This window comes from Amycolatopsis bullii, assembly GCF_014654205.1.
GTDB classification, from domain to species: Bacteria; Actinomycetota; Actinomycetes; order Mycobacteriales; family Pseudonocardiaceae; genus Amycolatopsis; species Amycolatopsis plumensis.
This window is the reverse complement of the sequence record NZ_BNAW01000056.1, coordinates 11,625-24,151: the sequence shown is the minus strand read 5'-3', so window position 1 is coordinate 24,151 and position 12,527 is coordinate 11,625. Positions and strand designations below refer to the sequence as shown.

At 71.8% G+C, this 12,527-nt stretch carries 6 protein-coding genes; all 6 read left to right on the top strand.

Features of this window, described 5'->3' with window-relative positions; all coding sequences use genetic code 11:
- The first annotated feature begins 111 nt into the window (after window positions 1–111).
- From IE317_RS38095 to IE317_RS38070, 6 genes are read left to right on the top strand one after another with little or no spacing between them, the layout of a single operon-like run.
- A complete protein-coding gene (locus IE317_RS38095; RefSeq protein ID WP_191316227.1) occupies window positions 112–648 on the top strand; it encodes a YbaB/EbfC family nucleoid-associated protein in 537 nt (178 codons plus the stop codon).
- Entirely contained in the window at window positions 648–971 is a 324-nt protein-coding gene (locus IE317_RS38090; protein WP_191316226.1) for a WXG100 family type VII secretion target, read from the top strand. The genes IE317_RS38095 and IE317_RS38090 overlap by 1 nt, the downstream gene beginning before the upstream one ends.
- Window positions 972–980: 9 nt before the next feature.
- Complete coding sequence (locus IE317_RS44895) at window positions 981–8,423, top strand: WXG100-like domain-containing protein (RefSeq protein WP_444859554.1); 7,443 nt, start codon at window positions 981–983, stop codon at window positions 8,421–8,423.
- A complete protein-coding gene (locus tag IE317_RS38080; protein WP_191316225.1) occupies window positions 8,420–8,857 on the top strand; it encodes a hypothetical protein in 438 nt (145 codons plus the stop codon). Before IE317_RS44895 ends, IE317_RS38080 begins: the two co-directional genes overlap by 4 nt.
- Entirely contained in the window at window positions 8,854–10,269 is a 1,416-nt protein-coding gene (locus IE317_RS38075; protein WP_229903135.1) for a TNT domain-containing protein, read from the top strand. Before IE317_RS38080 ends, IE317_RS38075 begins: the two co-directional genes overlap by 4 nt.
- Window positions 10,270–12,513: an ADP-ribosylglycohydrolase family protein gene (locus IE317_RS38070; protein WP_191316223.1), complete on the top strand. Its 2,244-nt coding sequence runs from the start codon at window positions 10,270–10,272 to the stop codon at window positions 12,511–12,513.
- The last annotated feature ends 14 nt before the right edge of the window (window positions 12,514–12,527 follow it).

The following is a 12,527-nucleotide window of genomic DNA, read 5'->3' as shown; positions in this document are numbered from 1 at the left end:
CCATTGGCATTAGGGTGACGGGCAAGTCATTAGTAGGTTCGAGGGACACCGGGGGCACCTGTGACCACCGCGGGCGACGACCGTGCTCGGCTCGAAGCACGCAATGCCGCGATGAAGGACCAGATGGACACCCTCCTGGAGAACTTCGAGCGGCAGACGGCACAGCTGCGTGACGCCCAGGCCGCGGCCGCCGAGACCACCGCCCGGGTGAGTTCATCCGACGGGCTGGTCCGCGCCACCATCGACGCCGGTGGCAGCCTCGCGAAACTCGAATTCGCCCCGAACACCTTCGAGCGCACGACGCCCGCCCAGCTCGCGAACACCGTCCAGTCGCTGGTGCGCCAGGGATCGTTGCAGGTCAAGCAGAAGATCGCGGATCTGATGGCGCCGATCACCGAGGGCCTGCCCGACCTCGCCGACCTGGTCGAGGGTGCGCCGTCGCTGGCCGGCCTGGTGCCGCCGATCCCGTCGTTCGACGAAGTCGAGGAACCCCCGGCGCCGCGCCCCGAGTCGTTCGAAGACGGCGGTTCGATCCTGCGCAACGAGCAGGCGCCGATCCCCGCGCCCAAGCCCGCACCCAAGCGCGTCCGCCCGCCGCGTGACGAGGACGAAGAGCCACCGTCGTCCTGGATGACGAGGGGCGACTGATGCCGGACGGGGGTTCCGGGTTCACCGCGGAGCCGGACGCGGTCCTGCGCGCGTCGAACGGCCTGGTGACGGCGGCCGACGCGCTGGACAACGCGGCGAAGGCGCTTTCGGCCGCCCTCGCCGCGCAGGGTGAGTGCTGGGGCGGCGACGACTCCGGCAAGGAGTTCGCCAAGGACTACGTGCCGGGCGCGCAGGGCGCCGTCGAAGGGTTCACCAACCTCGTCGCGGGGTTACGGGGGATGCAGCAGAACGTCGCCAAGTCGATGAAGGCCCTTTCGGGCGCCGACGAAGACGTGACGTCCCAGCTCGGCAAGGGGCATTGACGCGTGGGTATGGAGATGCCCGACGCGGTCAAGTGGCTGCTGCCGATCGTCGTCGGGGAGAGCTGGCCGGAGGGCGACGAGACCAAGCTGCGCGCGCTGCGGGACGCGTGGCACACGGCGTCGGCGACGATCGGGCCGGTGTCGGAGACGGGCAACCAGGCGGCGTCCGGCATCCGCGACAACTGGACGGGTGACGGCGCCGACGCGTTCGCGGAGCAGTGGAAGAAGTTCGTCGAGGGCGACGAGGCGTACTTCAAGCAGCTGGCCGACGCGGCTCAGGCCCTGGGCGATTCGTGTGATCAGACGGCGTTGGACGTCGAGTACACGAAGTACATGATCATCATTTCGCTGATCGTGCTGGCCGCTCAGATCGCGGCGATGATCGCGGCGGCGGCGGTGACGTTCGGCGGTTCGACGGCGGGGATCGCGCCGGCCCAGATCGCGACCCGGATGACCGTGCAGATGCTGTTCCGGCAGCTGCTCGAGAAGCTGGCGCAGCAGGGGTTCAAGCAGGTCGCGAAGGAGCTGCTGGAGAAGCTGCTCAAGCAGGGTCTCAAGAAGATCGGCATGGAGATCCTCAAGAACGAGGCGATCAACCTCGGCATGGACGCGGGCATCCAGGGCCTGCAGATGGCCAAGGGTGACCGCAAGGACTGGGACTGGTCGAAAACCTCGGACGCGGCGATCTCGGGCGCGGTCGGCGGCGTCGTGGGGGCGGCGTCGGGATCGATCGGACGCGGGGCGACGGAGGGGCTTTCGCACAGCGCTGGTGGGCAGGTCGCAGACGCGGCCATGCGGGCCGGGGCGCGGGGTGCGGTCGAGGGGGTTGCGCAGACCGTCGGGCAGGCGGCGGTGACCGGGGATTTGGGGTCGTTGACGCCGGAGCAGCTGCTGATGGGTGCGTCCAGCGGGGCTGTCGGGGGTGCGGTCGGGGGCGCGAAGGAGCAGCTGCACTCGGTTCACGAGGCGAACATTCCGCGGGCCGACTCGGACGGCTCAGGAGATTCTGGTGAGTCGGGGGAGTCGCGGCGGGAGGAGCCGGGTTCGGCTTCGGAGCCGGAGTCTCGAGGTGAGTCTTCTTCGGAGGCGGAATCTCGAGGTGAGTCCGAGTCTCGGGGTGAATCTTCGTCCGAGTCTGAGACGCGGCGCGAGACCTCCTCGGAGCCGGAAACGCGGAGCGAGCCCGAGTCTCGCGGGGAATCCTCGCCCGAGCCAGAGGCCCGTCGCGAGACCTCCTCGGAGCCGGAAACGCGAGGCGAGCCCGAGCCCCGGAGTGAGTCCTCGCCGGAGCCTGAAGCCCGACGCGAGGCCTCGGAGCCGGAAGGCCGGAGCGAGCCCCAGTCTCGGAGTGAGTCCTCGTCCGAGCCCGAAGCCCGCCGCGAGTCTTCGAAGCCGCCGGCGCGGGGCGACGAACCACGCCGTGAGACCGCGGCGGCGCCGGAGTCGCGAAGTGAGGAACCGCGGCGTGACTCGGCGTCCGCGCCGGAAGCGCGTCACGAGGCCTCCTCGGCCCCCGAGACACGCAGTGCTCCTTCCGGGCCGGAATCACGGAGTGAGTCGGCCTCCGCACATGAGTCACGTGGTGAGGCGCCGCGCGCGGACAACGGGCCGCCGCCGGTCGCCGAGCACCGCGCACCCGAGGTGTCACGACCCGGCGCCGACCAGGTCCAGCGGCCGGTCGCGGAGGCCCCGGCTTCGGCCGGTGGCGGCTCGTCGCAGGGCGGCTACGGCATGGCCCCACCGCCACCGGGATTCAGCCCGGAACCAGGACGCGGACGCCCGCAGGACAACGTCGGAGCGGCCGGATTCACGGGCGGCCAGAACCAGCCGTTCGCGGCGGAGGCCGGACAAGCGCCGTTCCAGAACGGACCATCACCACAGCAAACGCCACCCCCGGGCGGCTTCACACCCCCACCGCCGCCGGGCGGCCTGCCGAACGGCGGCGGTCCGGGACGGGCGGGTGGCCCGGGTCCCCGTCCGGGCGGCCCCCAGAGCGGCGGTGACCAGCCACGACGGCTCCCCCCGCAGGACCCCCGCCGCCTGCTGCAGGGCGGCCAGCCGCCGATGCCACCGGGCGGGTATCGCCCGGGCGGTCAGCCTCCGCGGCTTTCACATGGAGCTCAGCCAGGCCAGCCATTACACGGCGGCCAGCCACCGCACGGCACACAACCAGGCCAGGCCCTGCACGCCCAAGCGACCCAGGCCGGCGGGCAACTGCCGCACGGGGCACAAGCTGGTGGGCAGCCCTCGCACGGCGGGCAACCAGGCCAGCCCCTGAACAACGGCCAAGCGGTCCCGGGCGGCGGCCAACCACCGCACGGCGCCCAGCCAAGTCAGCCTCTGCACGGCGGCCAAGCGAGCCAGTCTGGCGGGCAACGCCCGCACAGTGGGCAGCCTTCGGTGCCGCCGGGCGGTCCATCGCCGCGGCAGGGATACGCGGCTCAACCCGGTGGGCAGCTTCCGCAGGGTGGGCAGCCGGGGCAGTTGGGTGGTCAGGCGCCGCTGGGTGGGCAGCCTGGTGGTCAGGCGCCGCGGGGGATTCAGCCTGGCGGGGTGCCGCCGCAGGGTGGGCAGCCTCCCGTGCCGCCGGGAGGGCGGCCGCCTCATGGTGTGGGGGCGAACGGGCAGCCGCCGCAGGATCCGCGGCGGATGCCGCCTCACTCGGGGATGCCGCCGCAGGGTGGGCAGCGGCCGCCGATGTCCGGGGGGCAGCGTCCCGCCGGGTATCCGAACCAGCCTCGCGGACCCCAGGGCCCCGGTGGACGGCCGCCGATGCCGCCTCCGCCGGGTGGGCGGCCGCCCATGCCGCCGCACGATCCTCGGCTGGGTCCGCCTCGGCCTGACGGGCCGCCGCAGGTTCCGCCGCCACGGTTCGAGCCGCCGCAGGAGCACCTGCCGCGGGGGCCGTTCGAGCCGCCGCGGCCGGTGGACCGTGCGCCGGAACAGCCGCGGACGCAGCTGCCGGCCGAGCATTCGGCACCGGAACTTCCGGCTCCGGCGACCGAATCCGCACAGCAGCCGACGCACGAGCGACCGGTCGACCAGCCCGCACACGACCGTCCGTCTCCGACGACCGAGCCCACGCAACAGCCGACCGCCGAACAGCCGCCGCACGAGCAGCCCGCACCGGACCGCCCGGCCGCGGCGACCGAACCCACGCACCAGCCGGCGGCCGAGCGTTCGGCCGACCAGGGCGGGACTTCGCCCTCCGAGTCGACTGCTGGGCAGGCGCACGCGACCGAGCCGCGGACATCCGCTGACGAAAATCCGGGGCGGCCGTTCGGGCAGGACCATGCCGGCGAACCGCTCCCTGAGCAGGGGGCACCGGTCCAAGACAGTCCTGGCGAACCGTCGGCAGGGGACCACAGCACCGAGCAATCGGCGCTCAGTGACGAACGTCCAGCCGGGCGCGGGCACGACGAGCCCTACCTCACCGATCCCGCTTTCCACACCGATGACCCCGCCGGGATGCGGCGGATCGAGGACACCTTCATGGACTCCGGGCGCGGCAGCCCGGTGGACGGCGAGTGGCGTCACGAACAGCTCCGGCGTGAGGCGCTCGCCAAGCGCGACGAGGCGCACCCCGGCATGTCCGATGCCGGGGCCGTCGCTGTGCACGCTTACACCCGTTACGAAATGGTCGGGCCGCTCAACCACGCCCTTCGGATGGGCGGTCCCGAGCTGCCCCACCTCGCTCCGCAGGCTGCGGCACTCGTCTCCGGGCTGAACGAACTGCCGCCGCACGAAGGGGTTGTTTCGCGGCGGGTCGACTTCAAGGGGGATCTCGCGCGGCTGCAGGCCTTCCTCGCGCGGTTCCACGACGGTGCGCACATCACCGAACCGTCGTTCCTCAGCTCGTCGAAGGTCGACGCCCTGCACCCGCGGAGCAAGTTCCCCGGGGAAGTCGAGATGCGGATCCAGTCCAAGACCGGACGAGACGTCGAGGACCTGGCGAGCATCCCGGACGAACGCGAAGTCCTCTTCAAGCCCGGGTCGCAGTTCAAGATCACCGGCATCGAAGAAGGTCCGGGGCACCCCAACGCCGATCCGCGCGTGCCCGGCGAGCCGCACTACATCGTGCACGCCGAAGAAATCGCTCCCGGAGAGCCGGGGCACCTCGGGGATACCGATGCGCGCGACGCCATCGAGCAACGCCGGGCCGAAGAACGCGCTGAGGAAGCGAGCCGTCAGCGTGAAGCCGATGCAGAGCTCGAGCAGTTCTACGCCGAGCACCCCGAATACAAACCGAGCGGTGATCTGGCCGGCAAGCTCAACGCCTTCGACCCGCCGGGCGCCGAACCGCTGCCCGAACGGCGGCCGCCGGCCACCGGGGAGCCGGACGGTGGCTGGTCGCAGCTTGCCGAGCCGCTCGTTGCCGGTGGGCAGCCCGTGCTGCACGCCGGGTCCGTCGAGACGCCGCAGCAGCACGCTCGCCTGGTGCGGGACGCCGTACCCGAGCTCGCCGGGGTCAACACCCGCAACCACTACAGCCCGGAGGCCCTCGAGAACGGCTACCGCACCAACGCCGCCGAATCGATGATCGCCTTCGATCGGCGGATGAACGGTGAGGACGTCGTGGCCGGGCCGGCCCGGCAACAGAGCCTCGGTGGGCAGTGGGACAGCCGCGGGAGTTTCGACGACGTCGCCCGTGACCTCGGCGAACGTCCGGTCGGCGCGCGGACGGCCGTGGCCTTCGAGACGCCGGGCGGGGAGTCGCGGCTCATCGCCGCCGTGCACACCGAGCACGGGGTGCTGTTCGCCGATCCCGTCAGCGGGCGGCTCGCCGAGCTGCCGCACGACGCCACCGGCATCCACACCCTGCCGCTCGGCGGCGGCGAGGCGCACCACCTCGTCGAAAGCGCGCCGATCAGCGACCGGCTCAACCCGCCGTCCGAGCGCATCCCGCACGACGAGGGCTACCTCTTCGACCGCGAGCACCGCGGGACCCCGGCCGACCACGAGAGCATCCGCCGGGCGGTCGGCGACGAGGACATCTACCAGCAAATCCACGATCGCGCGCTGGCCCGCCGGGACGCCGCGGGGCTGCCGGTGACCGACGAGGGTGCCGTCGCGCTGCACGGCTACACCCGCGGCGAGTACGCCTACGACGTCAACGAGGCACTGCGCCGCGGCCCCGGCCACCCCGGTTTCGACCTCGCCCAGCAGAACACCCGCGCGATCGTCGACGGCCTCAACCAGATCGTGCCGGAGTCCGGCGAGACCATCCGCGCCTACGACGTCGGCGGTGATCCGCACCTGGCCGACCTGGTCGCCAAGCCGTACGAGCCGGGCTCGGTGGTCGTCGAGCCCGCGTTCTCCAGTGCGTCGATCAAGACCGACGAGTTCTCGACCTCGAAGTTCGGCGACGACATCGAGCTGCACGTCCGGTCGGACAACCTGCGCGACATCTCGAAGCTCGCCGAGAACCCGGGCGAGCGCGAATCCCTGTCGCCGCCCGGGACCCAGCTGCTGGTCCACGAAAAGCGGCTGGAGATGACGCCGGACGGCCGCCGCAAGTGGGTCATCGTGGCCGAGGAGATCGGGCCCGGCCACCCGCGCTACCTCGAGCCCGAGGCCGCGCGGGAGAAGATGGCCGAGCGCCGTGCCGAGAACGACCACAACGCCGCCGAGTTCGAACGCCGCAAGCAGGCCGCGATCATGGAACGGCTCGGCGGCCTCGGCGAACCGGAGCACGTCGCCCCGCAGCAGCCGTCGGTCCAGGAAGTCCACGACGTCCACGACGCTCCCGCGGAACCGCCGCCGCCCCCGGTGTCGGTGCACGACTACTCGCGGCTGGCCCGGGCCACCCACCCGCCCGACGAACCCGCCATCCACGCCGGCGGGACGACGCCGTCCGAGCGCGCGGCCTACGTGCACGACCGCCACCCGCACCTGCGCGACGTCAACCCGGGCTTCCACCAGCCGGGCGCGTTCGAGAACGGGTACATGACGAACTGCACGCGCGGTCCCGAGGCCTATCTGGACCGGCTGCGCGGCGGCGACCTGACGGCCGAGCCGATCCTGCCGCACGAAATGGGCAGCCGCGGCACCCTCGAACACCTCGAGGGCCGGTTCGGCGAGACGTTCTCCGAGCGCGGCAACTACGACGACGTCATCCGCGAGATGCGGGGCATGCCGGTCGACCACCACGCCGTGGTCGCGGTGAAGTACCCGGGCCCGAACGGCGTCGAGTACGGGCACGTGGCGATGGTCGTGCACACCCGCGAAGGGGTCGCGTTCATCGACCCGCAGTCCGGCGACCTCATGCACCTGCCGCAGCCGGCGACCAGCGTCAAGCTGATGCACATCGGGACGCCGGAGGAGGTGCACCTCCAGACCGGGCACAGCCCCCATGAGACGCACGGCGGCTACGGCGCCGCGGAGCCGGACCGCTTCCTCGGCCGCGAGGACCTCCAGGCCGCGCTGGCGCACCCGGACCTGGCCAACGCGCACGTCGAAGCCAAGGACGAGCTCGGCCGCGCCCACGACCTGGGCCCGCTCAAGGACTACCTCGAAGCGCAGCTGCCGACCCGGCCCGAGCTGGTCCGGCTGCTGAGCGACGAGGCCAACGCCTACATCGCCGACTCGCTGGCCCGGCGCCCGCTCGCGCTGGGCAACCTGCTCGCGCACGACGAGGCCGTGCGGATCTTCGAGGACTCGCTGCGGGACGTCCACGAGCAGCGCGAGCACGGCACGCTCCCGGAGGAGATCCCGGCCGAACCCCAGCACATCGAGCTGGGCGAGACCGAACGCCGGGTGTCCGAGGAAGCGACCGCGGACAACGCCCGGTACGAGGACGCCGACCGCCGCCAGCCGCCCTACCCGCGGGAACACCTCGGCAACGCGACGGAGTTCAAGAAGTACCTGGACGGCGTCTACGAACGCGCGGAGGTCGCGATGGCGAAGCTGCGCGAGGTCGTGCCGGACATCGCCGCCGAGACCGAAGGCGAGCCGGATCTGCGCAAGACGCTCAAGGGCCGGGGCCGCGCCGAGGACAAGATCGAGTCCAACTACGGCGGTGACCCGTCACGGCTGACCGACATCGCCGGCGGCATCGTCCGCTTCGACAAGATCGAGATGCTCTACGCCGCCCTGGAAAAGATCCGGGCGCGCGACGACATCGAGATCGTCGAGTTCGAGGACCGGTTCGTGAAGCCGCAGCCCGCCGGGTACAGCGACCTGCAGATGAAGGTCCGCATCGACGGGCACGTCGCCGAGTTCCGGTTGCACCTCAAGGCGGTCGACGCGGTTTCCGCCTACGACCACGCGCTCTACGAGGTGCGCCGGGACATCAAGGCCCGGGCCGTCGACGAAGGACCCGGGCCCGATCCCGAGACCGGGAAGAAGCGGGCGCGGCCGTACACCGCGGAAGAGCAGGCCCTGATCAACGCCCTGCTCAAGCGGGAGCGGGAGAAGTTCTGGGAAGCGCTGAACAAGAGGCCGGAGCAATGACGATCGAGACGCCGGCGTACTTCCGGCACCACGACAGCCCGTACCGGCTCGACAAGACGGCCGACGGCGGGCTGGCCGGTTACATCCTGAACTGGCGGACGGGCCGGTTCGTCGAGGACAACGACAAGATCGACGACGTCCTCTTCGCGCAGGCCGGGGACATCGGCGCGCTGACCGAGCAGCAGTTCGTCATCCGGACCGAGGACCTGCGGCGGGAGTACCTCCGCGGCGGGGGACCGATCTTCGCCCTCTACGACACGATCAGCGCCATGCACTCGGTCGCCCGCGAGGAGGGGCGGCCGCTCAGCCGCGAAGAGGCCGCACTCAAGGTTTCCCTGTACCGGCGCACTTTCCGGATGTGGGAGGACGAGTTCGCGCGTCTCGACGCCGGCGAGCCGCCGACCTTCAGCTACACCTCGACGTTGGCGCAATGATTCACGTGGAACATCGACTTTCGCCCGACGAGCAGCGCACCCTCCTGGTGCGGCTGGGAAAGCTCGTGCGCGAGCACCGGGCCGACGCCGCCGCCCCGGCCGTCGCCGACTTCCGGCAGCTCGGCCGGCACACCGAAACCGCGGGCCACAACACGGCGACGCCGGCCGAGCTGACCGCCCTCTTCACCGAACTGCGGGCCGGGATGTACGCCGAGGGCCGCGGCACCTGGCTGCAGGCGCGGTTCACCCTGAACCCCGACGGCAGCTTCGACTTCGACTTCGCGCTCGACGACGATCCGCTCTGGACCACCCCGCCCGAGCCGGCCGCGTACCCGGAGGAGCTCGCCGCGTTCCCGCGGGCCGACGAGCACATCCCGGACTGGTGGCGACTGCGTGCGCAGTTGCCGCTGGGTCTGGTGTTCCGGCACGCGGACGTCGGCGGCCCGGACGTCGAACGGCCACCGCTGACCGACACCGAGGTGCCGCTCGTGCTGCAGTACCTCGAGCGCGAGGCCGTCGTGCACGAAACCGGCGACGAGCGCTTCCACACCGACGGCACGTGGATCTGGTCCGACGCCGTCCCGCTGCTGCTCGCCAAGCACGGCGTGCCGCCGGAGCCGGACCTGGTCGCGCACATCCGCCGCCACCACTTCCAGCCGCCGTACGTCGAGCCGCTGGTCCGGCGGACCGCCGAGGCGGACCTGCTGGGCAAGCCGCGGCCGAAGCCGGGTCGCGCCGACGTGAAGAAGACCGCCGGGGATGTCGCGGCCGAGCTGGAGACCACGCCGGACCCGCGGCTCGCCGACGAAGAGCTGCTGATCGTGCTGGTGCAACGGCTCGGCGAGCACGGGGTGTGGCCGGAGGCGTACCGGGTCGGCGAGCGCGCCGACGGCGCCTGGTGCCTCAACTACACGCCCGACGGCTGGGAAGTCGCCGCGCACGCCGGCGGGAAACCGCGCGAACCCCAGTACTTCGCCCGGCTCGAAGACGCCGCGCAGCAGCTGCTGGGCGCGTTGCTGCTGCACCCGGCCCGGATGACCGCCGGGCACGAAACACCGCTGGAAACCGCCAAGGAGCTCGACGACTGGCCGGTGCACCCGGCGCCGGGTGAGCCTCCCCTCACCCTGCTCCGCAACAAGCGCATCACCAGGCTGGTGGCGGGTACGGTCGTCCTGCGCTTCGGCGAGGAACCGGGCAACCTCGTCCACCACGGGGAGGTACGGTTCGCCACGACGTCGCTGCCGCTCGAACGCGAGCGGGTGCGGCGGAGCTACCGGCTCAGACGCCCGTTGCACGTGATCACCGGCATCACGGTTCCGTGGGCGAACCTGCCGGGTGGCGCGGTGGCCTTCGTGCTGCCGAAGCCGATCGCCGAGCACGAGTCCGACGGAAGCCTGGAGAGGATCGAGTAGGTGGAAGCGGCGGAAGCGATTGCCAAGGTCGGCCAGTGGCTGCGCGCGGTGCACGGTCCGGACGTCTCCGGCCCCGCGGGCCTGCGGGTGGACACCGAGAAGGTGCTGCGCATCCCCGAGGGCTGGTCGGTGCCCTACAACACCATCGCGTTCCTCGACGAGGGCCGGCCGGAGAAGGAGATCTTCCCGCCGCCGTCGGTCGTCGTCCGCGAGCCGGACGGCGAGCTGCGGCAGGCGCACCCGCACCCCGGCGGGCTGTCGGTGCCGGTGGCGTTCCCCGGCCAGGAGAACTGGCGCGAGGTCGTCGACCCCGAGTACGTGAAGGCCGGGCTCGGTGAGCTGGGCGTGCCGCTGCAGGCCGTCGCGGGCTGGGTGAAGGTCGACGCCGAGGGCAACCAGACCGGCGAAGAGCGGGAGAACCCCGAGTACAAGGCGGGGCCGATCCGCCGCGGCTACCCGAAGCCGGAGAACACCCTGGAGACGCTGCTGTCGTTCGGCAGCGTCGGCTGGCTGACCCGGGAGCTGCTGCTCATCGGGCTGATCCGGTGCGAGGTGTACGTCCCGCTCGACCTGGAGACCGGCAAGACCGACCGGTTCTACTTCGCCGAAGAGCGCAACGAGCTCAAGGTGTTCAGCTCGACCCGGCACCTGCCCGCGCGCGAGCACGGCTGGTGGAAGGTCGACGTCGCCACGCTGGCCGAGTTCGAGCACCCGCCGAACCTGGTGATCAACGGCGGTCCGACGACCATCGAGGACGTCTCCAGCGGCGAGCTCGCGGAGATCGTCAAGCGGTTTCCCCGGCACGAACCGCGCATCGACGTGCACGGCCGCTGCCCGGAGGCGGAGGAGGACCTGATCCGGGTCGCCACCGAAACCGCGTCCCGGATGGGCCTGCCGGACCCGGTGAAGCCGCCGCTCCTGGCGGCCGAGAAGGCGCGCCGGCGCGGCTTCGAGCTGACGGCCGAGGAGTGCGCGAAGACGATCCTCGGCGAGTCCTGGCTGAAGCGGCTCAACATGCCGGAGCCGCCGCGCAGCAAGCCCAACGACCTGCGCGCGAACGGCCTGGCCCCGGCGTACGACAACGCCGGCCGCACGGTGCCGCGGCTCGACACGTTCGGCAAGTACTTCGAGCGGGACCTCGACGGGTTCCGCTACGGCTGGCAGCGGGTCACGGGCGCGTACGTCGGCTTCGCGCTCGGCGAGGCGCTCGGCGCGGCCGTCGACCGGATGATGCTGCACGACATCCACGCGAAGTTCGGCATCGAAGGCGTCACCGACCTGATCCCGGCGTTCGACCAGCCGGGCCGGATCGGCTCCCTGACGCAGCGGCTGCTCTTCTACACCGAGGCCGTCATCCGCAGCCCGCACCGCGAGCGGCCCGAATCCCGCGAAGCCGAGCAGCTCTTCCCCGACGTCGTCCGCGGGGCGCTGCAGCGCTGGCTGCGGACCCAGGGGGCGCCGATGGACGCCCCGGACGGCTGGCTCGTGCAGGTCCCGGACCTGCACGCCCGGCGTGACATCGACGACGCCGAGCTCAACGCCTACCACCAGCTCGCGACCGGCGTGGCCGGCGCGCCGCCGATGAGCGGCCCGGCCGCGCTGATCCCCGCGTTGCCCGCCGCGCTGACCATGGCCGGTCCCGGCAGCGGGTTCAGCGGCGGTGCGCGGCAGGCGGTGCGCGAACTGGCCGGCGTCACCCACCCCGACGAGCAGGATCTGGCCAGTGCGACCTACCTGACCTGGCTGTTCGAGCACGCGCTGACCAAGGAGGCGTTCAGCTTCCCGATCTGGAACACCACCCGCGAGGTGCTCAACCCGGACAACCAGTTCCAGCAGGGCCCGGAGTGGACGGCGATCGCCGACACGGTCGCCGAGTCGGTGCCGTTCTTCGGCGAGCACGGGCTGCCCGACCTGCGGATGCCCGAGCTGATCGGCGACGGCAAGACGACGCTCTCGGTGCTCGGACGCGCCTTCGCCGCGTTGTCGGGCTTCGAGAACTACCCGGAGCAGGCGCTGCTTCGCGCCGTCAACCACTCCGGCCGCAGCGCGCTCACCGGGGCGATCGCCGGTGCCCTGCTCGGCGCGCGCACCGGGATCCCCGGGCTGCCGCAGAAGTGGGTCGACCAGCTGGAACTGCGGTACCTGGTCGAAAACGTCGCATCGGACGCCTACTGGCACTTCGACCGGCACTCGGCGCTGAGCGCGCTCGGCGACGTCTGGATCGAGCGGTACCCGCGGCATTAGCGCGAGGATGGGGA

Excerpts from the sequence above, each read along its gene's own strand:
- IE317_RS38095 (WP_191316227.1), top strand. The coding sequence starts at position 112 with ATGAAGGACCAGATGGACACCCTCCTGGAGAACTTCGAGCGGCAGACG.
- IE317_RS38075 (WP_229903135.1), top strand. The coding sequence starts at position 8,854 with ATGATTCACGTGGAACATCGACTTTCGCCCGACGAGCAGCGCACCCTC.
- IE317_RS44895 (WP_444859554.1), top strand. The coding sequence starts at position 981 with ATGGAGATGCCCGACGCGGTCAAGTGGCTGCTGCCGATCGTCGTCGGG.
- IE317_RS38080 (WP_191316225.1), top strand. The coding sequence starts at position 8,420 with ATGACGATCGAGACGCCGGCGTACTTCCGGCACCACGACAGCCCGTAC.
- IE317_RS38090 (WP_191316226.1), top strand. The coding sequence starts at position 648 with ATGCCGGACGGGGGTTCCGGGTTCACCGCGGAGCCGGACGCGGTCCTG.